22 protein-coding genes and 1 pseudogene are annotated in these 25,603 nt (G+C 45.5%); 8 read left to right on the top strand and 15 right to left on the bottom strand.

Features of this window, described 5'->3' with window-relative positions; genetic code table 11:
- Positions 1-65 precede the first annotated feature (65 nt).
- From R8N46_RS02200 to R8N46_RS02190, 3 genes are all read left to right on the top strand, one after another.
- A complete protein-coding gene (locus R8N46_RS02200) occupies positions 66-1,100 on the top strand; it encodes an NADP-dependent oxidoreductase (RefSeq protein WP_213897546.1) in 1,035 nt (344 codons plus the stop codon).
- A gap of 14 nt (positions 1,101-1,114) precedes the next feature.
- The gene (locus tag R8N46_RS02195) at positions 1,115-1,732 is read left to right on the top strand and encodes a glutathione S-transferase family protein (protein ID WP_213897545.1); all 618 of its coding nucleotides are present in this window, start codon (positions 1,115-1,117) and stop codon (positions 1,730-1,732) included.
- A gap of 291 nt (positions 1,733-2,023) precedes the next feature.
- Positions 2,024-3,463: a catalase gene (locus R8N46_RS02190; protein ID WP_017821260.1), complete on the top strand. Its 1,440-nt coding sequence runs from the start codon at positions 2,024-2,026 to the stop codon at positions 3,461-3,463.
- A 195-nt stretch (positions 3,464-3,658) separates the two neighbouring features.
- Here the strand turns inward: R8N46_RS02190 and R8N46_RS02185 are convergent, their stop codons facing one another.
- The 4 genes from R8N46_RS02185 to norV all read right to left on the bottom strand — a co-directional run bounded on the left by R8N46_RS02185 (position 3,659) and on the right by norV (position 7,764).
- Positions 3,659-4,537, bottom strand: a complete 879-nt coding sequence (locus R8N46_RS02185) for an NAD(P)-dependent oxidoreductase (protein WP_213972117.1) — start codon at positions 4,535-4,537, stop codon at positions 3,659-3,661.
- A 184-nt stretch (positions 4,538-4,721) separates the two neighbouring features.
- On the bottom strand, positions 4,722-5,060 hold the full coding sequence (locus R8N46_RS02180) for a DUF1971 domain-containing protein (RefSeq protein WP_005375231.1): 339 nt from the start codon (positions 5,058-5,060) through the stop codon (positions 4,722-4,724).
- Between the two features lie 42 nt (positions 5,061-5,102).
- Entirely contained in the window at positions 5,103-6,251 is a 1,149-nt protein-coding gene (gene norW, locus R8N46_RS02175; RefSeq protein WP_005375228.1) for an NADH:flavorubredoxin reductase NorW, read from the bottom strand.
- Between the two features lie 10 nt (positions 6,252-6,261).
- Positions 6,262-7,764: an anaerobic nitric oxide reductase flavorubredoxin gene (norV, locus tag R8N46_RS02170; RefSeq protein ID WP_005375223.1), complete on the bottom strand. Its 1,503-nt coding sequence runs from the start codon at positions 7,762-7,764 to the stop codon at positions 6,262-6,264.
- Positions 7,765-7,954: 190 nt separating this feature from the next.
- Here norV and norR point away from each other — a divergent pair, with 190 nt between their 5' ends.
- The 4 genes from norR (at position 7,955) to azu (ending at position 12,110) form a co-directional block, all read left to right on the top strand.
- The gene (gene norR, locus R8N46_RS02165; RefSeq protein WP_213972116.1) at positions 7,955-9,487 is read left to right on the top strand and encodes a nitric oxide reductase transcriptional regulator NorR; all 1,533 of its coding nucleotides are present in this window, start codon (positions 7,955-7,957) and stop codon (positions 9,485-9,487) included.
- 397 nt (positions 9,488-9,884) lie between these two features.
- On the top strand, positions 9,885-10,403 hold the full coding sequence (locus R8N46_RS02160; RefSeq protein WP_005375218.1) for a hypothetical protein: 519 nt from the start codon (positions 9,885-9,887) through the stop codon (positions 10,401-10,403).
- Positions 10,404-10,671: 268 nt separating this feature from the next.
- Positions 10,672-11,322: an HAD family hydrolase gene (locus tag R8N46_RS02155; protein WP_005375213.1), complete on the top strand. Its 651-nt coding sequence runs from the start codon at positions 10,672-10,674 to the stop codon at positions 11,320-11,322.
- A gap of 335 nt (positions 11,323-11,657) precedes the next feature.
- Positions 11,658-12,110, top strand: a complete 453-nt coding sequence (gene azu, locus R8N46_RS02150; RefSeq protein WP_005375211.1) for an azurin — start codon at positions 11,658-11,660, stop codon at positions 12,108-12,110.
- 225 nt (positions 12,111-12,335) lie between these two features.
- On the opposite strand, the gene R8N46_RS02145 is transcribed toward azu, so the two are convergent.
- From R8N46_RS02145 to R8N46_RS02120, 6 genes and pseudogenes are all read right to left on the bottom strand, one after another.
- Complete coding sequence (locus R8N46_RS02145; protein ID WP_005375208.1) at positions 12,336-12,686, bottom strand: ethanolamine utilization protein EutQ; 351 nt, start codon at positions 12,684-12,686, stop codon at positions 12,336-12,338.
- Positions 12,683-13,999: an NAD(P)/FAD-dependent oxidoreductase gene (locus R8N46_RS02140; RefSeq protein WP_005375205.1), complete on the bottom strand. Its 1,317-nt coding sequence runs from the start codon at positions 13,997-13,999 to the stop codon at positions 12,683-12,685. The genes R8N46_RS02145 and R8N46_RS02140 overlap by 4 nt, the downstream gene beginning before the upstream one ends.
- A gap of 12 nt (positions 14,000-14,011) precedes the next feature.
- On the bottom strand, positions 14,012-15,295 hold the full coding sequence (locus tag R8N46_RS02135; RefSeq protein WP_225491648.1) for an NAD(P)/FAD-dependent oxidoreductase: 1,284 nt from the start codon (positions 15,293-15,295) through the stop codon (positions 14,012-14,014).
- Positions 15,284-15,445: pseudogene (locus R8N46_RS02130) on the bottom strand (rubredoxin); the annotation flags it as partial. The pseudogene R8N46_RS02130 and the gene R8N46_RS02135, both read right to left, overlap by 12 nt.
- A 157-nt stretch (positions 15,446-15,602) precedes the next feature.
- Positions 15,603-17,024: an aldehyde dehydrogenase family protein gene (locus R8N46_RS02125; RefSeq protein ID WP_005375192.1), complete on the bottom strand. Its 1,422-nt coding sequence runs from the start codon at positions 17,022-17,024 to the stop codon at positions 15,603-15,605.
- Between the two features lies 1 nt (position 17,025).
- Positions 17,026-18,213, bottom strand: coding sequence for an aromatic ring-hydroxylating oxygenase subunit alpha (locus R8N46_RS02120; protein WP_005375185.1), 1,188 nt, complete (start codon positions 18,211-18,213; stop codon positions 17,026-17,028).
- Positions 18,214-18,532: 319 nt separating this feature from the next.
- Here R8N46_RS02120 and R8N46_RS02115 point away from each other — a divergent pair, with 319 nt between their 5' ends.
- Positions 18,533-20,269 (top strand): BCCT family transporter, encoded by a 1,737-nt coding sequence (locus tag R8N46_RS02115; RefSeq protein ID WP_115386779.1) that lies wholly within the window; start codon positions 18,533-18,535, stop codon positions 20,267-20,269.
- 93 nt (positions 20,270-20,362) lie between these two features.
- Here the strand turns inward: R8N46_RS02115 and R8N46_RS02110 are convergent, their stop codons facing one another.
- The 5 genes from R8N46_RS02110 to R8N46_RS02090 all read right to left on the bottom strand — a co-directional run bounded on the left by R8N46_RS02110 (position 20,363) and on the right by R8N46_RS02090 (position 25,437).
- The gene (locus R8N46_RS02110; protein ID WP_115386780.1) at positions 20,363-21,289 is read right to left on the bottom strand and encodes a LysR substrate-binding domain-containing protein; all 927 of its coding nucleotides are present in this window, start codon (positions 21,287-21,289) and stop codon (positions 20,363-20,365) included.
- Positions 21,290-21,536: 247 nt separating this feature from the next.
- The gene (locus tag R8N46_RS02105) at positions 21,537-22,901 is read right to left on the bottom strand and encodes a TrkH family potassium uptake protein (RefSeq protein WP_115386781.1); all 1,365 of its coding nucleotides are present in this window, start codon (positions 22,899-22,901) and stop codon (positions 21,537-21,539) included.
- A 1-nt stretch (position 22,902) separates the two neighbouring features.
- Positions 22,903-23,556, bottom strand: coding sequence for a potassium channel family protein (locus R8N46_RS02100; protein WP_005375180.1), 654 nt, complete (start codon positions 23,554-23,556; stop codon positions 22,903-22,905).
- 151 nt (positions 23,557-23,707) lie between these two features.
- Entirely contained in the window at positions 23,708-24,406 is a 699-nt protein-coding gene (locus R8N46_RS02095) for a response regulator transcription factor (protein ID WP_017821850.1), read from the bottom strand.
- Positions 24,403-25,437, bottom strand: a complete 1,035-nt coding sequence (locus tag R8N46_RS02090) for a DUF4118 domain-containing protein (protein ID WP_025768539.1) — start codon at positions 25,435-25,437, stop codon at positions 24,403-24,405. Before R8N46_RS02090 ends, R8N46_RS02095 begins: the two co-directional genes overlap by 4 nt.
- Between the last annotated feature and the right edge of the window lie 166 nt (positions 25,438-25,603).

The raw sequence follows: 25,603 nt of genomic DNA, 5'->3' as shown, positions 1-25,603 counted from the left end.
TTAAATAAGCGGGATATTTTGAAATAAATACTAGACGACCGGTCTAATCAACAAGTGAGATAGATATGACTAACGCAACAAATCGCAGAATCGTACTCGCGTCACGTCCCCATGGTGCACCGACACAAGAAAACTTTCGTTTAGAAGAGGTAACGAAACCGACTCCGAAAGAGGGTGAAATGCTATTGAGAACGGTTTATTTATCTCTAGATCCATACATGCGTGGTCGCATGAGTGATGCCGAATCATACGCTGACCCTGTTGCAATTGATGACGTAATGGTCGGTGGTACAGTTTGTCAGGTAGAAACATCAAACCACCCAGATTACGAAGCGGGTGAATGGGTTCTTGCCTACACTGTTGGCTGGCAAGACTACGCTATCTCAACTGGTGAGATGGTCATTAAACTTGGTAAAGAACCGCAAAACCCTTCTTACGCGTTAGGCGTTGCAGGTATGCCAGGATTTACCGCGTACATGGGTTTACTCGACATTGGTCAGCCAAAACCAGGGGAAACCATCGTGGTAGCAGCTGCTACGGGGCCTGTAGGCGCAACAGTTGGTCAAATTGGTAAAATCAAAAGTTGCCGAGTTGTTGGTATAGCAGGCGGAGAAGAAAAATGCCGTTACGCTAAAGAGGTGCTTGGTTTCGATGAGTGTATTGATCACAAAACTGAAGACTTTGCAGAACAACTGAAAAATGCCTGTGACAAAGGTATCGATGTTTACTTCGAAAACGTAGGTGGCAAAGTATTCGAGGCTGTATTGCCACTTCTGAATACAAATGCGCGTATCCCACTTTGTGGTTTGATTTCTCAGTACAACGCGACAGAGCTGCCTGAAGGTACCGACCACCTTCCATTACTAATGGGTAAGCTCCTGACCAAACGAATCAAGGTGCAAGGCTTCATCATTTTTGATGATTACGGACATCGTTACGGTGAATTTGCGCAAGATATTAATCAATGGTTGGCAGAAGGAAAGATCCAATACCGCGAACATCTAGTACAAGGACTGGATAATGCGCCAGAAGCATTCATCGGTCTGTTGGAAGGTAAGAATTTCGGCAAACTTGTAGTACAGATTAACGACCCATTATAAAAAGGGATATGTAAATGATTAAACTTCACCACCTCAATCAGTCTCGTTCAAAGCGCATCATTTGGTTACTTGAAGAGCTAGATGTAAATTACGAGATTGTACCCTATGTTCGTGATTCCGTGACCTTCATGGCACCGCCAGAACTAAAAAGTGTTCACCCATTAGGAAAGTCACCTGTTCTTGAAGATAACGGCGAGATTATCATTGAGTCAGGTGCAATGACCGAATATTTGATTGAGAAATACAGTGACGGAGCCTTTGCTCCTGAGCGTGGTACAAAAGCACACACAGAATATCTGCAATGGATGCATTTTGCAGAAAGCTCTGCAATTTTACCTATGCTGCTAAAAATCTTCGTAAGCAAAGAGCCAAATGAAACTCAGTTTTTACCAGGCTATGCCGACAAGGAAGCAATGAATGTACTAGGCTACTTCGAGCAATCCTTAGAAGGCAAAACTTACCTAGTAGAAGAGCGGCTGACTGGCGCAGACATCATGATGTCTTTCATTGTCGAATTGGTTCAAAAGTTTGGTTTAGTTAATCACTTCCCTAATATTGAACGTTATGGGAAACAGCTCGCGACACACCCAGCATTTGCAAAAGCTGAACAACTTGAAGTGAAGTACTCTTAATTACTTCCCCCCTTTCGCCCCTTTGATGACACGTAAAACTTCATTTAAGGGGCGATATTACTAGCATCGCAGACACGCTAACTGGATAGCGCTCCCCCCCAGTCAATCGCTTTCGAGAACGTCGATTGTTATGTCAATCAAGCTAATGTAGTAAATTTCTGATTCTAATATAGTTTCGACCATAGTCACCATCTATTGAATTGATAAGCAATATCAGTTTTCTCCTCCAGCTTTTCCGTAATAACCTCCTCTACAGTTTCTAAGGTATTGAGCCCTGGAGGGGGAAGAAAAATGACAAACAAGAAATTGACTACAGCAGCAGGTTGCCCTGTCGCACATAACCAAAACGTTATGACTGCAGGTCCTCGTGGCCCTCAACTATTACAAGACGTTTGGTTCCTTGAAAAATTGGCACACTTTGACCGCGAAGTGATCCCTGAGCGTCGTATGCACGCAAAAGGTTCAGGTGCTTACGGTACGTTCACAGTAACGCACGACATCACAAAATACACTCGCGCTAAGATCTTCTCTGACATCGGCAAAAAAACAGAACTATTCGCTCGCTTCACTACTGTAGCTGGTGAGCGCGGTGCAGCAGACGCAGAACGCGACATCCGTGGTTTCGCACTAAAATTCTACACTGAAGAAGGTAACTGGGACTTGGTTGGTAACAACACACCAGTATTCTTCCTGCGTGACCCACTAAAATTCCCAGACCTAAACCACGCAGTAAAACGCGACCCTCGCACTAACATGCGTAGCTCTACCAACAACTGGGATTTCTGGACGTCATTACCTGAAGCATTCCACCAAGTGACTATCGTAATGAGTGACCGTGGTATCCCTGCTTCTTACCGTCATATGCATGGTTTTGGTAGCCACACATTCAGCTTCATCAACGCAGAAAACGAGCGTTACTGGGTAAAATTCCACTTCAAAACTCAGCAAGGCATCAAAAACCTAACTGACCAAGAAGCAGAAGCGATCGTAGGTAAAGACCGCGAAAGCCATCACCGTGACCTTTACGAAGCGATTGAGCGTCAAGACTTCCCTAAATGGAAGATGTACGTACAGATCATGCCTGAGCTAGAAGCGGATGAAGTCAACTTCAACCCATTCGACCTAACACGTGTATGGTCTCAAAAAGACTACCCACTGATCCCAGTTGGTGAGTTTGAACTGAACCGTAACCCAGAAAACTTCTACGCAGAAGTTGAGCAATCAGCGTTCAACCCAGCTGCAGTAGTACCTGGTATCGGCTTCTCTCCAGATAAGATGCTACAAGGTCGTCTGTTCGCTTACGGCGATGCTCAGCGTTACCGTCTAGGTGTGAACCACCATCAAATCCCAGTGAACGCACCTCGTTGCCCTGTTCACAGCTACCACCGCGATGGCGCAATGCGCGTTGATGGCAACTTTGGTTCAACACTAGGTTACGAGCCAAACTACAAACAAGAATGGGCAGAGCAACCAGATTACTCTGAGCCACCTCTACGCATCAACGGCAACGCTGATCACTACGATCACCGTGTAGACGAAGACTACTTCAGCCAAGCGGGTGACCTATTCCGTCTGATGAGTGAAGAGCAACGTCAAACTCTGTTCGACAACACAGCTCGCGCAATGGACGGTGTACCAGAGTTCATCCAACAGCGCCACGTTCAACACGCATACCAAGCGGACGAAGCGTACGGCAAAGGTCTTGAGATTGCACTAGGCTTAAACAAGTAAGCGAACGCTGTGATCGTCACGCTGTGTGATTAAAAGACATAAAAAAGGAGGTGCCCAACAGCACCTCCTGATTTCAAATCACTAATCCTTAATCACAAGTCACAAACCATGCTCAAGGAGATTCATTATGATTAACTTAGATTTCTTTAAGCTCTTTGATACCAAAGAACTGTTTATCTATTACTGATTCATCAACTACTGATTTTTAGCTACCGCTTTGATCAGTACTGATGTATCCATGCGACCTAAACCATCACGTTGAAGGTCTGCGTATTGCTCATCCACTTTCTTAGTCAGTGGAAGTTCTAGACCCACTCGCTCAGCTTCTTGCAGACAGAAATCTAAGTCTTTGCGCATCCAATCAATAGCGAAGCCAAAATCGAACTTGTCTTCAGCCATCGTATTTGCGCGGTTTTCCATCTGCCAAGAACCTGCAGCGCCATGCTTAAGCGTTTCTACAACTTGAGCGATGTCCAAGCCTGATTTTTGTGCCAGCAACAAAGCTTCACTCAGCCCTTGTAAAACGCCACCAATACAGATTTGGTTTACCATCTTACAGCGTTGACCCTGACCGTTTTCACCCAGTAGCGTCATCTGCTTCGCGTACACATCCATCGCTGGAGACACACGGTCAAAAATGCTTTGTTCACCACCACACATGATGGTTAGAACACCATTTTCTGCGCCTGCTTGACCACCAGAAACTGGCGCATCAATGAAGTGATTACCATACTTAGCACACGCTTCAGCCAGCTCAACCGCTAGGTCTGCAGAAGTGGTCGTGTGATCGACTAACACTGCATCCGCTTTCAAACCGACCAGAATGCCTTCTTCACCGTAAACAACGCTACGAACGTCATCATCATTACCCACGCAGGTAAAAACGATGTCACAGCCTTCTGCCGCTTCACGTGGTGTTTCACAAGCTACGCCTTGGTATTCTTCAGCCCATTTGTCGGCTTTCGCTTTTGTGCGGTTGTATACTTTGGTTTCAAAGCCCGCTTTACTTAGGTAACCAGCCATTGGGTATCCCATCACTCCCAGACCAATAAATGCTACTCGTTGTTTTTCCATTGCACGCTTCCCTTAGTTCACCTGACTGAAATGTTTCGTAACATGCTACTAAAGAATTGAAATCATTACTCGTGATTTCTCTTTCCACGGTCTCGATGATCCAGTATTTCAGTTCGTTTATTGCGCCTTCTACACCCCTTTACTTGACGATTAGCATAACAGTCAAAGCACTTAAAAAGGTTTACTACTGCTTAGCATGGAACATCGCTTGCCCACTCTTGTCCTTGTTCGACCAGAAATTGATGTTGAACTGAGCATCATCGCTCATCTCAATGCGGTGCCAGTACTGCGGTGGACTTGTAGCAAACTGGCCTGCATTAATCACCACCACTACTTCTGCTTCTGTGGCATTTTCATCAGCAAAGCCGTAGTAAGTCACTTGCCCTTCCATGACGCAAAGCTGTCCAAACACTCCCTCAGCGGTATTGTGATGAGTCAGTAGCGCTGGTGGCACATTGTCTTTAGTGAAGAAAGGCGTTGAACGTTGAACAGTCCAGTCTTTAGGAATTCGTAGATGCGACATAATGATACCCTCTCTAATTACAATTCTTTTCGTTTAAATCGGTTAAGCCTGACCGGCTTGAGACAACTCTCGAAGTAATGGAAATGCTTGCGTAACTTGTTCTCCCGTCACGACGAAGCCCATGAGTCGGCTATTTTCATCCTCTGCTTTCGCGGCAATGCCAGTTTGAGAAATCTGCACGCTCCAATTCGTCACCGAACTAAAATCGCCTGCCAATTGAATTGGATAACTCGGTGTTTTGACCTTTACCATCATAGGCGGTAGTTTCAACTCTGCTTCTTGCCCTAGTAGCTGTTTGCCCAAAGCATTGGCACTTAGCACGATCGGTTGGAGATAAGGCATCATTCGACCTTGGATTTCAGCACAATCACCTAATGCGAACACATTGGCTGCTGATGTCTGTAATCGGGCATTCACCTCAATGCCTTTATTGACACTCAACCCACAAGCCTTCGCTAACCAAGTGTTAGCACGTAAACCCGCCGCTGAAATCACTACATCAGCTTCAATTGCTTTACCTTGGCTCAAGCTTGCCACCAGCGAATCATTTGAGTGATTAATCGCAGCAACTCCAGTCTCCAAGGCAAGTTGAATACCTTGCTGCTTAAGTTGGTTCTCCAACGGCAATGCGACGAATTCAGGAATCAAGTTAGCGAGCAAACGGGGATTTGGCTCAACCACCGTAACCGCTTTACCACTGGTTGCGAGATCCATGGCGATCTCGACGCCGATCAAACCACCACCCATTACTAGAATTCGTTCCGCGCGGCTAATTTGCTCTTCCGCTAATTGATATTCTTGTAGCGAGTTCAGCGTTATCACCTCAGGTGCTGCACCACCAGATATTGGCGGCACAAAGGCTTTCGCGCCTGTCGCAAACACCAGTTTTGAGTAAGGGTAGGCTTGACCATTGACTAACACTTGCTGAGCTTGCACGTCGACATGCTCAATCATGGTATGGGCGAACAGTTCGATGTTGTGTTCCTGTGCAAACGCCTCACCACTTTTAACTACCAAATCTTGGGCAGTTTGCTTGTTACTGAATACATGACTCAAATCGGGCTTGTTGTATTCCGCGCCATCATCAGCAGTAAACACTTGCAGCGGAATATGTGCGTCCATTCGACGCACTGTTTTCACCAATTGGTAAGCCGCAAAGCCGCTACCAATAATCACAATAGATGCTTGCATATTCTCCCCCTTACCCGTTGTATTCGACAAAGACGTCTTTACCCAAGTGGCATTCTGGGCACAAGAAGTAATCTGGCACTTCAGACCATGCCATGCCCGGTTCAACGCCTTGATTAGGCTCGCCTTTAGTTGGGTCGTATACCCAATTACAAACGGTGCAAACCATGCATTGACAACCTGCAGGATGCGCCTCAGTACTAGGGTTGCTAGAAGCAGCATCTACTGCCGCTTGTGTTGCTACTTGTGCAGCGGGTTGTGATTGAACTTGTGGTGCAGACGCAGCAATCGCCAGCGAAGTAACAGGACTTGTCAGGTCATGCTTTGCCCACAATTTCGCGATGTTTTGACCATGTTCGCGACATTCACGCATCGCTTTACCATCTGGTCGCCATTTGGTTTTCAAACTCACCGCGGTTTCAAAGCCTGCGTCAGTCAATCGAGCATGGATACGATCCACCGCACCACCGTTCCAACCGTAGCTACCGAACGCAGCGGCTTTCTTCGCCTTAAAGCGCAGACCGGTAATTTCTTCTAGCATGCCTGCGATCTTCGGCATCATGACGTTATTCATGGTAGAAGAACCAACCAAGATGCCTTTTGAGCGGAATACGTTGGCGAGAATTTCATTCTTATCATGCTTAGAGACATTAAAGACTTTGACCGCCACACCAGGATCGACATCGTGAATGCCTTGCGCGATTGCATCGGCCATCATTCGAGTGTTGTTTGACATTGAATCGTAGAAAATCGTAATGCGATCTTCTTGATAATTGTCTGCCCACGCCAAGTATTGCTCGATGATTTGAACCGGATTATCGCGCCATACAATACCGTGTGACGTTGCGATCATGTCGACAGGCAAATTGAAACTCAGCACTTCTTTGATTTTTGCGGTTACCAAGCTGCTGAATGGCGTTAGGATGTTTGAGTAGTAACGCAAACACTGTTCCATCAACTCATTTTGATCCACTTCATCATTGAATAAGCGTTCATCGCAGTAGTGCTGACCAAATGCGTCATTGCTGAATAATACTGCATCGCCCGTTAGGTAAGTCATCATGCTGTCTGGCCAATGCAGCATCGGCGCTTCCACGAACACCAATTGCTTACCGTTGCCAATATCAATGCTGTCGCCTGTTTTTACGGTTTTGAAGTTCCACTCAGGATGGTGGTGATGACCAACGATGGAATCAATCGCCGCTTCTGTACAGTAAATTGGCGTGTTCGGAATCTTCTCCATTAATGCCGACAATGCGCCTGAGTGATCTTCCTCTGCATGGTTTACCACGATAAAGTCGATAGACTTAAGATCGATTTCCATTTCTAAATTTTGGATGAATTGTTGACTGAATCGATGATCGACCGTATCAATCAATACGGTTTTCTCTTCACGAATTAGATAACTGTTGTAGCTGGTACCTTTTGTCATTTTGTATTCTGTACCGTGGAAATCTTGGACTTCCCAATCGCGTTGACCTACCCAGTGGATGTTGTTTTTTACGTGAATTGTCATAATTACTACCTTGAATGACGGGATAAACAAAACTAATTTCTTCTTGTATTGCACTGGGCATGCCAACTTTTAATTGCCATACATTTCAATATCTTAATTGAAATCCAACTTTAACAAGTGTCATTTAGACACAGTTGAAAATTGTCATTAAGACACTACAATAGTCATATTGACACAATCGGTATTGGCTATGACTTCTTTAATCGCGCAATGGCTACACATCACGCAAGACCTTAACTCGGCCCTCACTCAACAGGCTCGCTTCGATACGTTGTTAACCACGATTCGAGAGGTATTGAAGTGTGACTCTTCTGCCCTTCTTTTGTATGAAGACCAACACTTTAAACCTTTAGCGATCAATGGATTGGCGAAAGAAGTGCTTGGACGCCGTTTCTCCATTGAGCAGCACCCAAGATTAGAAGCCATTGCCCGAGCAGGCGATATCGTGCGCTTTCCCTCTGACAGCGACTTACCTGATCCATACGATGGCTTGATTCCAAACCACGATGACAAACTGCATGTCCATTCCTGCATTGGTTTACCTCTGCTGATCGACGATCAACTGATTGGTGCCATTACGATTGACGCCTTCGACCCCAATCAATTTGATGGGCTACGCAACCAAGAGTTACGTTTTGTCAGCGCGTTGGCAGCAGGTGGCCTACACACTGCACTCCTGTTAGAGCAATTAGAAACACAAGCGAGCCTGCCACGTGACTCTTACGCCGAGAAGCGCACCTTAAGTAATGAAATCATTGGCAACTCTCAGGGTATGAAGAATCTTCAAGAGCAGATTGATGCCGTCGCCGATACGGAATTGTCTGTGCTGGTGATGGGAGAAACGGGCGTAGGTAAAGAGTTGGTTGCCAGCGCTATTCACCATCGCTCTAGCCGCTCTAGCAATACTTTGGTTTACCTCAACTGTGCGGCGCTGCCAGAATCAGTCGCGGAAAGCGAGTTGTTCGGCCATATCAAAGGCGCATTTACAGGCGCAATCAGCAATCGCAAGGGTAAGTTCGAACAAGCCGATGGCGGCACACTGTTTTTAGATGAAGTCGGCGAACTGTCGTTAGAGCTGCAAGCCAAGTTACTTCGAGCTCTACAATATGGAGACATTCAACGTGTGGGTGATGACCGCCATATTCGAGTCAATACACGCATTGTCGCCGCCACCAACCGTATATTGCATGAAGAAGTGACTGCTGGTCGCTTCCGAGCCGACTTACATCACCGCCTAAGCGTCTTCCCGCTTCATGTTCCACCTCTTCGTGAACGTGAAGACGATGTGGTGTTACTCGCAGGCTTTTTTGCCGAACGTTTAAGAAGCAAATTGGGATTGAACAGCATTCGTTTGTCCCCCACTTTGGTGCAGGCACTCAAAGACTATTCATGGCCAGGCAACGTGCGAGAGCTTGAACATGTCATTAAACGTGCTGGTGTTTTGGCAAAAGCGCGTACCCACGCCATGGACATTGAGTTAGTTGAGCAAGATTTTGACATCCGAACGCCGAATCAGAACATCAAGAACGTTGAAGAAACGGAACAAAAATCTCGGCTTGAGCTACCAGAAGGCGGATTAAAGCCTGCCACAGACGCCTTCCAAAAAGCGATGATTGTTCGAGTTCTGGAAGAGAACCAAGGTAACTGGGCAGCAACGGCACGTCAGCTTGAATTAGATAACGGCAATTTGCACCGATTAGCAAAACGGCTAGGGATAAAATAGACACTAACGAATATCACCTAATATGGCATATTCATCGCCAAATAAAGAGCCGATGCCCAACCGCTCACTCAGCCCACTATAAGTAGTGAGCTGAGTGCTCAGATAGAATAGCCACCTAAGTTTGACGGTATTTTCTTCTAAATTTTATTGTCTTGAACCACCTCACAGATTTAATAACCCTTAACAATAAACACAATAATAGTTAAGGTATTTTTATGAGCCAGATCTAATAAAATTAAATATATAGTATTTATTTTAAGAATCTAAATTTTCAAAGTTCATCATAATAAATACAACCTCTATGTATACACTTTACCTTCAAAAAACATCAAAATATAATCCCTTCGATAAAAACACTTAAATGAATTTAACTGTATAAAAGTGAGGAGAATAAAATATGGGATATGGGGCGACAGTATATTCATTAGATACTGAAAAGGTTTTTAACGTACTAAAGAATGAGCGTAATCCAGAGCTAGAAAAAGCCATCATGGAAAGGTGTCAAGACTCCTTTAAAGTGATTAATGAAATGCTGGAAAGTAGTGGCGAAAGCATCCGAGCTGAAGAGCTTCTTATGCAGATGCTGTCTGAAGAGATAAAATACAGTCACTTGGGTTACGCATATGCTTACTTGCTTGAAGCTATATGTAAGATAACTGGTTATTACTTATCCAATAACTCTTGGTATCCTTGCGATGTAAACGATTTCTGCGATATTCCATTCACTAATACCGATTATCCTATAAAATTCCCATTCCCTGACGATTTCCCTGTTGTTTTTATGATAAAAAATCAAGATATTCACCAAGATAACGTTGACTTCGGAGGCTTATCAGAGCAACAAATATCTGAAGTCAAGAGCTGGTACACTCATGCAGTCGTAAACAATCGTGATTTGGTATTATTTTATTATTAATTTTAACTATTAATAAATTATCCAATAGTTAAAATAACAATAGAATATTAATAAAACTCTAGCTTATATTAAGCTAGAGTTTTATCTATTTAACTGAAATTTTCTAATTTTAAAAACATTATATTTCACACCTAATTTATAGACTCTGTGTATAGTGTGCTCAGAGGCAATGTGAACTCATAGGATCAAAATCAAGTTCTAATTTTTAGAAGAAAAACCGATCTGCTTGTGTCAAAATGCGCCATCCCAACCAAAAAGTCTTAATGTAATGAACTACCAAGCTGCTATTTTTGATATGGATGGTTTGCTCCTTGATACTGAGCGCGTCTGTATGCATATTTTCCAAGAAGCATGTGAAGCCCAGAACCTACCCTTCTATAAAGATGTTTACCTTTCAATCATTGGTCGCAATGCAGCGGGCATTGAAGTGATTTTTCGTAAAGCTTATGGGGATGATCTTGACCGCTTACACCAAGAGTGGCGCGACCGTTACGACGCTGTGGTTAAGCACCAAGCGATACCGGTAAAAGAAGGGGTGATTGAGCTGCTTGAGTGGTTGAAAGGCCAAGGGTTGCCAATTGCAGTCGCCACTTCTACAGCAAAAGAAGTGGCACAGAAGAAGTTGGAGTTAGCGGGCCTAAGCAAGTATTTCGACAACTTAACGACAGGCTGTGAAGTGTCACACGGCAAACCTGATCCAGAGATCTACCTGCTTGCAGCAAGTCGTCTAAGCGTAGATCCAACCAAATGTCTCGCCTTTGAAGATTCAAATAATGGCGTACGTGCTGCGGTAGCAGCGAACATGATCACTTATCAAATTCCTGATTTGGTTGAGCCTTGTGACGAAATAAAGCAATTAGACCATACTGTCGCACCTTCACTGCATGATGTGTTGCACACGTTAAAGCAAACTCGCTAGGCCTACTTGTCGTCTGTTCTCTAGAAGCTCAGCAATTTAGCTGAGCTTCTTTCTTGAAACCTCTCCAATACCGTAAAACCAAACAATTCTGCCACCCGTTTAGAGAGATTATTTTCACCTTAACTCTGGCTAATCACGACTTTTGATTTAACTCACGCAATCGCATGAAATAAGGCATTTGAGTGATCAAATAGCGGAACTGACCAGTACAAGCTTGCAACAAAACGTCAATATACCGATTGAAGCACGTTTTTGGAGTGAAAATTGGCTGATAATGAGAACTATTGGATAAGATCAATCCAAGTCAGCCTAAAATACAAAATGGAGAGTGTTATATGTCTTTACGTTTATTAGCAACAACCTTCGCATTAGTAGGAATGAGCTTTGGTGCCCAAGCCAGTGCCGAGTGTGAAGTGTCATTAGATGCTAACGATATGATGCAGTTTTCTACTAAAACATTGAGCGTACCAGCCACTTGTAAAGAGGTAAAACTAACGCTGAATCACACAGGTAAGATGCCAGCGCAATCGATGGGTCACAACGTGGTCATCTCTGACACAGCCAACCTACAAGCAGTCGGTACTGATGGCATGGCAGCTGGAGCAGAAAATAACTACGTAAAACCAAATGATGATCGCGTCTACGCTCACACAAAAGTAATTGGTGGCGGTGAAAGCACCAGCATTACGTTCAGTACTGAGAAAATGAAAGCCGGCGGTGACTATTCATTCTTCTGTTCGTTCCCGGGTCACTGGGCAATCATGCAGGGTAAATTTGAGCTAAAATAAAAGATTTAGCCAAGCCAAAAGAAGACTCATTATAGGGAAGCCAAGGCTTCCCTTTTTGATAGATAAAATAGCAATTGAGAAAGGTCTAACACGTCTGGAAACGTGACCAAGAAACTAGCAAGTAAGAAACCCTTGCTCCACTGAGATTAAGTTCTTTTACGAAAACTCATGGGTAAAAATCGGATTTTTGTTTTACCTTTCCGAAACACTACTAAATGATAAAAGTCATTCAATACCATGTAACTCTTTCCAGTTTCCTGGATGAACCACATAGCCGAACAGAGCATGCCCACCATAAACCAATTCAGTCCCTTCCGGTATCCACAGCATCTGACCTGGGTGCACAAAATGTGTTTCACCATTTGCGGTCAGCTCGAAACAGCCTTCAATCACGAAAATAACTTCATCATAAAGCACTGTCCAAGCCACTTTAGCGCCTTCCCATTTAGCAAAGCCTACGCCTATGTTTGGTGAAATTTCTGGGCTTAACGCCCTTGCAACATACGCCATTCCCGGCGTATCACCACGAACATTGAAATCTAGACTTTTACTATCAACAAGTTTGACTTGCTTCATAATTCACTCCGGCTTTGCCATTTTGCTAATTGGATACGCGTTTTTACTCCCAAACCTAAAAAAGGCTCTGGCGGATTCAAACAAGGCATTCCTGTCACTTGCTGTATGTCATCCAATGATTTAGATGTCGCACCAACGACATAGTCAGCTAACAGTGTTCCAGAAATGGTTCCCCACGCAGCACCAACACCATTGTCGCAAGCGCTGGCATAAACACCTTCATCTAATTGACCAAAAAAGTTAGTAAAGTTACGAGAGATGGCATATACCCCACCCCATGTGTGAGTAAATGGTACGTCGGCCAGCTCGGGGTAACGCGCCAAAAAGACTTGACGATGATCGTCTCGGATTTGTTCTCTGACTTTATCGTTCATGCTTGAGCCATATTTCGGCACGTGTTTGTAAGTATTGCGGATCAAAATACGTCGATCGGCGGTCATACGTAACGTCGTTCCCGCATGATCAGCTGGAGTTAGGCCCCAATTCAGCTCTCCTCCGTATCGCTGCATTTCTGCGTCAGTCAATGGACGCGTCCAGCTTGCAAACGTCATCACTGGAAGTAGTCTGTTTTTAAGATAACCAAACTCCCGAGTAAAAATGCTGGTCCCAAGCAGCAGTTCAGGGGCTTCAACAGAGCCACTATCTCCATGTAATACCCAGCAACCGTTTTCTTTACTGAGCTTGCGGATTGGCGAGTTCTCTAACACCTCGACGTTCTCTGGAAGGCTTTCCCCTAGCCCACGCACCAAAGCAGCAGGTTGCATTAAATAACCACCTGGCGTGTAAATTGCGCGGCTGTAGTAGTTGGTTCCCAAGACTTTCGCCAGCTCACTGCCATTAACATGGAAGTATGGTTCGCCAAGGTCTTTCATTAGGTGCTCAAAGTGATCGAGATACGCTTCACCGCGCGCCCCTACGGCTCCTTGATATTTGCCCTTTGTTGACCACTGACAAGAAATACTGTGCTTCGACACTAAAGTGTTTAGCTGAGCAATCGCAGAACGGTTGAGCGACAATAACTTTTGTTTGTGCTCAGGGTCGGGATGCTCAAGTGAAAACTTATGAGGCAAATCGATAACAAAGCCCGAATTTCTTCCTGAAGCCCCTTGGCCGATACGTTGCGCATCAATCAGTATAATTCGTGCATTAGGCATAAGTTCAGCTAAACGTCTTGCCATAGCTAGGCCTGCGAAACCGGCACCTAACACGGCATAGTCAGCAATTTGTTTACCTTTTAACGCCGGTTTTTCTGGAATACTTGGCAACGCATGGTACCAACCACACGTCACGTCATCATTGGGTAAATGAATCATCTTTTTTCTCCGCTACGCTGCTGACAGTTTCAATGACAATTGATCTAGCCAAGGGCCGCGTAATGACTGTACTTTTCTTCCTAGCAACGCAAAACCGAGCATTGCTCCTTCTGGTGAATAAAACGCAGCGGTCAATTCATCTGCTTGGTTCTCGATGTACCATTGTCCCTGTTCTTCAGCGGCTACCGGGAAAATCGTGAGTGGAAGAATCGGCGTTTTTACAATCACTGGAGTTGGTGTTAACGAGATAGGGGCGACATCGCCTAGCAAGCTTTTCGCTACAGAAGGGATCATTTGATTAATCGGCGCAATATAGGGCTGCCAACCTTGCTCAGTTTCAACACAGTCACCTAGCGAGTAAATATTCTCATCACTCGTCTGGCCGAATTGATTCACTTTAATGCCGCGGCCCACTTCGAGCCCTGCTTGCTCAGCCAGAGAAACATTTGGCTTGAGTCCAACCGCGCTCAGCACTAGATCTGCTTCAATCTGCTTGCCACTGTTTAGATGTAAAACCGCACTAGATTCCGACCTTGGTTCGATTCTGGCGATACTGTCTTGTAGAGCCCATTGCACGCCTCGTTCGGCGAGTGCACTTTGTAATGATTCACCCAACTGTTGCGGGATCAAACGCTCCATTGGCCATTGACCCAACCCGATAACTGTCACTTCATAACCGCTTTCGATCAGGTCATTCGCGAACTCACAGCCAATTAAGCCATCACCTAGGATCGCGATGCGCTTTTTGTCTTGCAGCTCCGATCTGAAACGGCGGTAGTCAACTAAGTCGTTCACACTCATAACCCAAGAGCGATCGCCCTCAATTGGGATTTCAATCGGTGATGCACCTGTTGCCAGTACCAAGCGGCTGTAGGCGTATTTACCGATGGAGGTATGTAGCGTTGAATTGGCACGATCGATCTGTTCAACACGCGTATGCGGGTAAACGCGGATATTGAGACGGCTTTCCCACTTCAACGCGCTTTCACTTTGCAGCGCGTCGCCGTCTTTGTTCATGACCAACGCATTAGACAAAGCTGGTTTGCTGTACAAAGCGCCATCATCAGCGGTAAAGACGGTGATAGCAACCGTCTCGGATTGTGCTCTAAGTGCCGCCGCCAACTGGTAACCACTGTGGCCACTACCGATGATAACGATAGGGTCATTTGAGAATACAGGTTGAGTAACTTCAGATGGAAGAGGCTGAGCCGTATTTCGCTGAACAGACGCTTCTACCGACACCGAAGACACAGCTGCAACCTCTTCTAGTGGCGCATCGTCGGTGATTTCGATCATTTCAAAATCGGCCTTACCCACTAAACAGTCAGGACATAACCAGTCATCCGGTACATCTTCCCATGCTGTTCCTGGTGCAATGCCATCGGATGGCCAACCTTGTGCTTCATCATAGATTAAGCCGCAAATAATACAGAGCCACTTTCTCATCACTTATACTCCAACTACCTTGTTCAGAATTTCCGTGTTTACAAACCGCTGTCAGATTTGTTGTGATTCCATCAACCTCGCCCTAGCTTGTGGTCTGAAATCCAAGCCGGTACGAGGTGATGAAAATACAGTTACACGGTAGCTATACGTTGCTGTCTTACTGCAAACGAATGGCAATATTGCGTGTCTGGACGTAGCTATAAATCGCTTCTTGTCCTTTTTCTCGCCCAAACCCGGACAAGCCCACGCCACCAAATGGTGTTTCGATGCCACCAGCAAACCATTCATTGATGAACACTTGTCCACCACGCAGTTGCTGTGCCACACGCAATGTTTGGTTTAGGCTTTCACCAAAGACACCAGCGACCAGGCCAAAATCGGTGCCATTCGCGATTTCAACGGCCTCTTGCTCGGTTTCAAACGGTGTAATTACCAGTACAGGGCCAAACACTTCTTCTTGAGCAATACGCATATCTGGTGAGGCTTCAATCACCGTCGGTGCCACAAAGTAACCTGACAAATCAGGGGCGTACCCACCCGTTAGGATGTTCGCGCCGTCGGCTTTTGCTTGTTCTATCATTTCAAGCACGCGTGCTTGTTGATCAGCCGATACCAACGGTGTGATGTCCGGCTGGCTTTCGCCTTGACCAATAGTTAGGCTTTTTGCCATTTCCACTACCGCCGCTTTTACTTCTTCATAACGCTCTTTTTGAATTAGCAAACGAGACATTGCCGAACAAACTTGACCAGCGTTAAAGAAAATACCGACTTGAACGCTTTGTAAAAGCGTTTCGAGACTCACATCTTTCAGTGCGATAGCGGCCGATTTACCACCCAGCTCCATCACAGATGGTGTGGCGCGTTGCGCTGAATCTTTCAGTATGCGTTGGCCGGTCGGCACAGAACCTGTAAAGACAATTTGATCAACGTCTTGATGCTGCACCAAATGACTTCCAACGACTGAGCCTTTGCCACATAGCAAGTTAATCGTGCCTTTTGGGAAGCCCGCTTTTTCAATCGCTTTAATCAACAACGTCATAGCGAGTGGGGAAATCTCTGGCGATTTGATCACCACTGCGTTACCAGCAGCTAATGCAGGTGCTAATGAGCGTGCACAAATAGAAACTGGGAAATTCCACGGCACAATCTGCACTGACACACCAAACGGCACATATTGGGTGAAATCGACATAATCTTTACCCAATGGAATTGACGTGCCTTCCAGCTTGTCGGCCATGCCAGCGTAGTATTCGAAGTAACGTGCCGATTCTAAAAACTCATCTTTGGCATCTTGCAAAGATTTCCCATTTTCACGGCAGGCAACTAACCCACCTTCATCAACCATTTCACGAATAGCCGCGGAGGCTTTTAACATCCACTCGGTTCTGACGGCTGGACGAACGTCCGAAAGAAGACCTTGCTTGACCACTCGACGTGCCGCTGCCATTGCGCGGTCGGCATCGGTGATAGTGGCTTCTGCAATCGTCGCATACGCTTCGGCTGTGCCAGGGTTAATGACGGTCAGCGCTTGCTCTGAATCGCACCACTCACCATCAATATAATTAAGGTAATGCATCATATTACTGCTCCAGTGCCGCTTTCACTTGCTTTGCCAACCAGGTTTGAAAGAAATGCGTCGGAACATCCATTTCTGGTGAGAACACACCACCACCAAAGCCAGGTGAGTAACGACCTTCCTGCATGCCCTCGACCGCTCCAATATCTTCGCCGAATACGACTCGCCATGACTCAACGGTAGCAGTACGGCACGCAGCGAACTCATCTTTCGTTGCTTCATCACCCACATAGAAAACACGTAGGTGCTCAACACTTTTATTCGCAGTGATTGGTTCAATCATCATTGCAAAGGCATGATCGGCTTGAATACCAAGCAACACGTTTGGAAAGAGTGCAACATATTCTGCATGACGCAGTTTATCTTCTGGCCAGCTTGGAAATTTAGGTAAGTGTGTTCCTGCAGTATCAGAGAGGTTGTATGCGAGACTACCTTGGCCAGCAAAACGCTCTGCAAACATGATGTTGTAGTGATCCTCTAGGCGAGAATAACTGTTCAAACTCGGATGCACCCAAGGTAAGTGGTAAGCTTCACAGTAGTTTTCTACGGCAAGCTTCCAGTTACTTTTCACTTCTATCTCTAAGTTGCCACCCATGTTCACGCGGCGAAGAAGCCCTAATCCTTCTTCACCTAAGAATTGCTGCCAACGTTGCTCTAGCGGCGCGATATGCTCTTCAAAGCTTTCTGCATTGCCCGATAAGTTGACGAATACCATGTCCATCCAAACGGCTGAACGAAGTGGCTTAAGGCCGTGCTTTTCACACTTAAATCGGTCATCTTTGTGTTTTGCGATACCACCGATGTGTGGTGTGCCTTTTAGATTGCCGTCAAGATCGTACGTCCATGAATGGTAAGGACAGCGAATCATGCCTTGAACTTCGCCTGCCTCATGAACCAGCTTCATACCTCGGTGGCTACACACGTTGTGGAAGACTTGGACTTCACCTTGACGATTTCTCATCATGAGTAGTGGAAGATTCATGAAATCAAGTGGCATTACATAACCATTTCTAAGCAGGTCTGATGCAAAACCAATACATACCCAAGTGTTACCAAACACCTGATCACGCTCAAAAGTAAAATACTCTTCGCTGGTGTAGGCCTGATTCGGCATTCCTGTTGCTTCACTGATTGGGTTCAGTACATTATCAACAAGTTCAACAGGAATAATGGTTTGGTTGACATTGCTCATATTCTTATCTCCGAGAGTCGAGTTGCATCCAGTGCGTACAACATCGTGTTGTGTTAGTGGAGATAATCTTGATTAACAACCCGGCAACAAACAAACGACTTTTTCGCCGGGCTTGGATGAGTTTTTGTCATTCATGCATTGATCTCGAACAAAAAAATAACCTTTTAATTAACAATGATCTTCTTGTCATGATTAATACTCATTAACCGATGAGTATTAATCAGTTGAAACACAAAAGCCCTCTCTCTACTCTCTTTCAAAAATTAACAATAACGCAACAAACAATAACATTAAAACAAACGCACTGTGAGGGATGCCTATGAGAGCAACATCTGGGATATTGAAAGGACTCAATCCGACTGTGACAATCGCATCAAAGATCGTCGTTATCGGTTTTGTACTTTTCTGCGCCATTCTCGCCAATCAAGCGGGCCAATACTTCGAAACGATTTCCGGCATTTTGCTACAGAATATGAAGTGGTTTTACATCGGACTTGTTTCACTCGTTGTCGGTTTTCTTCTTTACCTTATGGTTAGTCGATATGGGCATATTCGTTTGAGTAAAGATGACGAAAAACCAGAGTTTAGTTATTTGTCTTGGGTATCCATGCTTTTTTCCGGAGGCATGGGGATAGGCTTGATTTTCTGGTCGGTCGCCGAACCGATGTGGCATTACGCTGACAACCCATTTACTCAAGGCCTGACCAATGAAGCCGCAACAACATCAATGAAACTGACATTCTTTCACTGGGGTCTACATCCTTGGTCTGTCTTTATCATTGTTGCACTCGCATTAGCTTACTTTTCCTACCGTAAAGATCTGCCTTTTACCCTACGCTCTATCTTGTACCCTTTGATTGGTGATCGTATTTATGGGCCTATCGGGCACACGGTTGATATCCTAACAGTCGCGGTGACTGCTTTCGGTATCTCTCAAACCTTGGGGATGGGAGTTATCCAAATAAACTCTGGTTTGAATCAAGCCTTTGGTCTAGAAATTAGTTTGGGGATTCAACTCTTTATTATCGTTTCCCTTTGTACTTGTGCGGTTGCGTCGGTGCTATCTGGTGTAGGAAAAGGTATTCGCCGTTTATCAGAATGGAACATGCTGCTTTCACTCGCACTCGTGCTAGTCGTACTTTACATTGGTCCAACTCGCTATATCTTAAATACGCTACTTGAAAGCACAGGGCTTTATGCACAAAACATTGTCGGTATGAGCTTATGGAGCGATGCACAGAATGACTCTGGCTGGCAAAACTGGTGGACGGCTTATTACTGGCCTTGGTGGATGACTTGGGCACCTTTCGTTGGCATGTTTGTGGCTCGTATCTCTAAAGGACGCACAATACGTGAACTTATCGGCGGTGCTCTCATCGTACCCACGCTGATCACGTTTTTATGGATTTCAGTATTTGGTGGTGCAGCGTTGAAGGTAGAGCAAGACGCTCGTGTTGCTCATCAAGAGCAAGTCACTGCGGCACAAGAAACCAAACAAACACCACCTGCGGATTTTTCTGGCGGCCCGATTCTTGAAGCGACTAAAGCCGATACGACACGCGCTTTGTTTACGCTATTCGACAATCTAGATACAGGTATGTTTGGTAAACTACTTAGCGTGCTTGCGTGTCTATTACTCGGTACTTATTTCATTACCTCCGCAGACTCGGGTACCTTGGTTCTATGTACCCTCGATGCCGCTGGGCACAGTGAGCCTCCTACCTCTATACGCGTATTGTGGGGGATCATGATCGCAGCCATTGCGGGAGTACTTCTATACGCAGGAGGGTTAAAAGCAATGCAAACGGCCTCCATTATTGCCGGTTTCCCTATCGCCATTTTTATCGCAGTGATGAGCTTAACGCTGTTTCATAGTATTCGACGCGAACCTAAGCCATGGGCAATGCTTCCAGAGCACGTTCACCCAGAGCAAGAGAAACTTGATGGTCCTGTTGAACCGCTTGTTGAAAGCAAAACAGTGGTTTCCGAGCCTATCGCTTCAACATCCTCACTAAAAGATGATTCCACACTCAATCAGGGACCAGTACTAAGTTAGTGCGTCGTTTCATCAATCAATTAAAACAAAGCGGGAACTGGTACTCCCGCTTTTTAACATGACCAAACTCTGTTATTTTCTCTGCTTATTGATTTAGGCTAAACCTCGATCACCCACCTCATCTGGCAACTGTTGCAAAAGCCACTCTCTAAAACGCTTGACGCTTGCTGGGATTAAACCTCTATTTTTAGGTTCAAGCATAGAGAAATTGGAAGGTGTTGAAAGCACGTGTTCGACTGGCCTAACTAAAGCACCGCTTTGTAAATAGTCGTCCACTAATGACCCCCAGGCTAACGCGATTCCCTGACCATTAATTGCCGCTTGTAACAGCATTGGATAGTTATTGATGTTCATGCGATTACGAGGCGAAATATTTGGCAATCCTACACTCGCAAACCACTGCTCCCAATTCACCCAATCTCTTTGAGACTCTTCCAGATAGAGTAACGTTTTATTGAAGATTTCTTCTGGCTTACTAGGCTGGCCGATTTTCTCTAAATAAAGCGGGCTACACACAGGGAATACTTCTTCTGAAAATAGCGTTGTCACATCCATTTCCGCAGGTGGAGTGCGACAATAAAACAAGGCGAGATCGCAATCTAATCGGCGTAAGTCCAACACATTATCTGAGGCCAATATTCTTATATCGATGTCATCATGTTCATTTTGAAATTGAGCAACCTTAGGCAACAACCACAAGGCTGCCATTGCATTTGTCGTCGCAACCGTGATCTTTTGTTCGCCCTGCCACTTCTTCACTTCACCCGTGATTTGAGCAATATCGAGCAAAGATTGGCTGACTGCTTGATAATATTGAAGACCTGTAGGCGTTAAATTAATGCTTCGATTGGCTCGCGTGAACATAGCCTTGCCTAAGTATTCTTCTAATTGTCTAATTTGGCGACTGATAGCACCTTGGGTCACGTTTAGCTCGTCAGCGGCTAACGTAAAACTCAAGTGCCGCGCCGACGCTTCAAACGCAACGAGGCTATTTAAAGGTGGGAGGGGTTTGATTTTCATGTATCTTCCAGTAAGGCAGTATTGTAATTATTTTTATTCCCGGCAATCTTATGTTGCACGTGGATAATGCCATTCTGGACAACACCTCAAAAACGACAATTTATAAATGATAAAAAATAGAGATGAATCATAAATTGTTGTGAGAGAGACTGCCGTATACAGTTTCGTGGCTACAACGAGCACAAAAAGAGGAGCAGTTACTCCTCTTTTGTCTAGCCTTTTGCTCACTTTGTACGAGTTAGCCCATTTACCCTATTGCCAGTTTAGTACTCGCGTAACGCGCTTTTTTCTTTCTTGGACTGGCTAAGAAGTACGCTAATGTAAGAGGCCCTAATCGTCCCATAAACATCATGAAGATGATCACTAACTCACCCGGTTCGGACAAACTGCCCGTTAAGCCTCGCGATAACCCAACCGTACCCAGTGCCGAGACCGCTTCGAACATAATGTCTAACATAGACGCTTTCTCTGTCAGTAACAGCGTGAATATGGCAAACCAAGTCACCCCCACCGAGATCAGAGTCAGCGCCAATGCCTTGCTGATGGTCTCTTTGGGAATCTCGCGTTGAAAGGCATAGGTTGCTTCATCGCGACGCAAATAGCTGTAAGTCGCCAAGACTAACACTATAAATGTCACAACTTTAATGCCACTTGCCGTACTCAATGATCCACCGCCGATAAACATCAACACCAGAATGATCGCCGTTGTGGCATCTTCCAACTGATCGATAGCTAAAGTGTTGAACCCTGCCGTTCTTGGCGTCACCGCTTGAAACCACGATGCCCACCATTTCCCTGCTTCGCTCAACGGGGCAAGCGTGTTGGGGTTGTCATATTCAATCAGATAAATCGCGATAAGTGCCACCACGTTAATGATCATCGTGCCTAAGATCATCATTCGACTGTAAACGGTGAGTCGATGCCAACGGCGATTGCGTTTTAAGTCAATCCAAACCGAGAAGCCTAAACCACCAATAATGAACAAACTGGTAATGGTGAAGTTAACGACCGGGTCGTCCACGTAAGGCATTAAGCTATCGGCACTCAACGCAAAACCTGCATTGTTAAACGCACTGATGGTGTAGAAGAAACCATGGAACAAACTGGTTTCCCAGCCCAGCTCTTCACTCCAATAAACGCTCAAAATAGTGAAACCAATAAGTTCAACGAGCAGAGCGAACATCAATACAGATTTAGCAGTGGCAATGAGTATCGATGAATCAGTCTGGTTGAACGCCTCTCTCGCGACTGCTCGCTCCAAAAAGCCAATTTTTCCGCCCAGAGCCAGCAAGGTCACGATAGCAAACGTCATCAAACCTAGGCCACCACATTGAATCAGGAAAGCAATAACCACTTGCCCAAAAGGCGTAAACGCCGTGCCCGTGTCCACCACAACTAATCCCGTCACCGTAATGGCCGATGTTGCTGTAAACAGGCTTTGAATCCAAGTGATGGGCTCTGTGGTGGCAATCGGCAGTTTGAGTAAGACCGTGCCGAGCATGATCAAGCACGCAAAGCTGAGGCTAAGTATTAATGGCGGTGCGCCCAACAATTTTTTGCCCGCTTTGGGTTTTCGCTCGATTGGGATAACAGAGGGATGCCACAAAACCATGTTACACCAACCTTGGAGCGACGTATTTCAGCTCAGCGCGACTACCGCAAAGCAACAGCGTGTCGAACTCATTAAGCACAAACTCATCATTGATATTGGTGTAGACGGCTTCTTCGCGCTTCACCAAGATAGGCTGAATGTTGTAACTGCCTCGGCTGATCAACTTAGAAAGCGGCGTATCGTGCAGATTGGATTTAACGTGGATTTCCACCACATACAAACCATGCCCCATTTCCAAATAGTTGTTCACCATCGGATAGTTGAGTGCCTGCGCGACTCTTACGCCCATCTCCTCTTCCGGATGAATAATGCGTTGTACACCAAGCTTAGACACGATGGTGTGGTGTGCTTTGGTGCTCGCTTTGACCCAAATAGATTTCACACCCAGATTTTTCAGCGCCAGCGTACACAACAAACTGGCTTGCATGTCTTCGCCAATCGCCACCAACACCACATCACTGTTCGCTAACGCTAACTCTCTGAGTGCACCTTCGTCTGTTGCGTCACATATGACCGCTTGCGTTAACTCTTCGACGTATTTTTCGACGATTTTCGGGTCGCTATCCACCCCCGTTACGGTGTGTCCAAGATGAATAAGTTCTAAGCTGGCGGCAACGCCAAATCGCCCTAGACCAATTACTGTAAAGTGAGCCATATCAATACCTAACTGTGTTTTATGTATAGAAAATGCTAATGCGTTAAGGGTTAGACTGATTTTCCGTCACGGAAAATAGGCAACACGAATCCTGTTCGAGTGCCGATAACCAGCACTAAACCTTGGCATTAACGTTGATTAAATTTGGAATTTAGTGGTGCTTGGACGCCTCTAGCACTAAACGATAACCCAACCCCGGCTCGGTTTTTAATAGCCGCTGTTCGTCAGCACTATCGTTCAGTTTTTTGCGTAGTTGACTCACTAACACACGTAAGTAGTGAGTATCTTCGACATGACTTTTTCCCCAAATCACCGCTAGCAAATGAGTTTGCTCAATGAGTTTTCCCGGCTTGAGAATCAACTGTTCAATGAAAGAAAACTCTTTCTTGGTGAGTGGAATTTCCCTCTGATCCAACCAAAATTGGTGAGTACTTTTGATGATTTTGACTCGGCCAGCCACCAGCTCATCAGCGACGGTTTGCTCATCCACCAAATCTCGAACCAGCACTTTGATGCGCGCGATGAGCTCTTTTACGCCAAAAGGCTTGCTCAAGTAATCATTCGCGCCCGCTTCTAAAAGGCGGATTTTTTCCTCTTCTTGATCGCGAGCCGTCAGCACTAGCACTGGCGTTTTATACGTCTGACGAAGCGTAGTGAGAAACTCCTTCCCATCGCCGTCGGGCAAGCCTAAATCTAGCAGAATGACGTGCGGCGAATGCGCTTCGAAACACGCTTTGGCTTCTGCAATGGTACTCGCGCCAATGTAATCAAACCCTTCAGCAGACAGCGAAATTCGAATAAAGGTATGAATGCGAGGCTCATCGTCCACGACTAAAACTTTGTAACTCACGCCTGCTCTGCTCCTGGATTGAGTGGAAGTCGAATGCGGATCAGCGTCCCTTCTGATACTGGCATAGATTGAATCTCTCCTTGGTGTGCGATGATGATGCCTTTGGCAACCGCGAGTCCCATTCCGGTGCCTGAATCGGCCGATTTGTTGTTCGCGTCGGAATAGAAAAGGCTGAATATTTTTTCCGCATCTTCAGCTTTGATGCCAATCCCCATGTCCCGAACATCAATCACGCACGACGAACCCTGCTTAGAAAGTGAAACCTCGACAGATTCATTCTCTGGTGAAAATCGCATGGCATTATCCAACACATTAAAAATCGCTTGCTCGATGAGCGAACGACTTACTGACAAATAATCAACGGAATCATCCATATTCATGGACACTTTCTCGGTGTAATTTGGCAAACGAGAAACCGCATCCCGAACAATATCTGCAATCAACTCATCTTTTTTGGTAATTTTTAATGTGCCGTGCTGGAGCTTAGTCGCCTGTAAGAGGTTCTCGATATATTGATGCAAGCGATGGCTTTCTGAAGTCGCACTGTCGAGCAATTCTTTACGCTCTAAGTCATTGAGCTTGGGCATGTACTCGTTGAGTGTGGTCAATGTTCCAATAATGGTTGCCAGCGGCGTGCGTAAGTCATGGGACACCGATAGCAGGATGCTGTTTTGCAGCTTGGTTTGTTTTAACTCGCCCTGCTGGCGACGATAAAGATCCGCAAAGGTGCTGGTGATAAATGCCACCACCATAAACACGACTAAATTAAAAATGTCTTCCGGACGAAACATCTGCAAAGAGTAACGAGGTGTCGTAAAAAAGAAGTTGAAGCTCAGCGCTTCGATCACCGCCGCCGCATAAGCGAATCGCGAGTTGCATTGAAACGCCACTACCACGACCGCTAACTGTAAAATCAGCAGGACGGCAGCCGTAGAGCCAAACAGTTGGTCTAACAACCATGAGACGACAACCGCGCCAACAATCACGGTAGTAGAAAAGAGAAAGGTGTTATCTCGCCATTGAACAAACATAAAATACATCAACCAAAATTCGATGTAGAAAACTTTAGCAAAAGCCCATTCGGAGTTCGCGTAAAAAAAGCGTAAAAAATTCAATAACGACAGTGAGTTATAAACATAATCATCATTAAGTTGGCCTAACTTAATGAATAATCACAAGTTAACGTTGCCCATTAAC

Origin of the sequence: Vibrio sp. 1874 (genome assembly GCF_033344395.1) — a bacterium.
In the GTDB taxonomy this organism is placed as follows: Bacteria; Pseudomonadota; Gammaproteobacteria; order Enterobacterales; family Vibrionaceae; genus Vibrio; species Vibrio alginolyticus.
The sequence above is the reverse complement of the archived record's forward strand: the minus strand, read 5'-3'. Positions and strand labels throughout refer to the sequence as shown.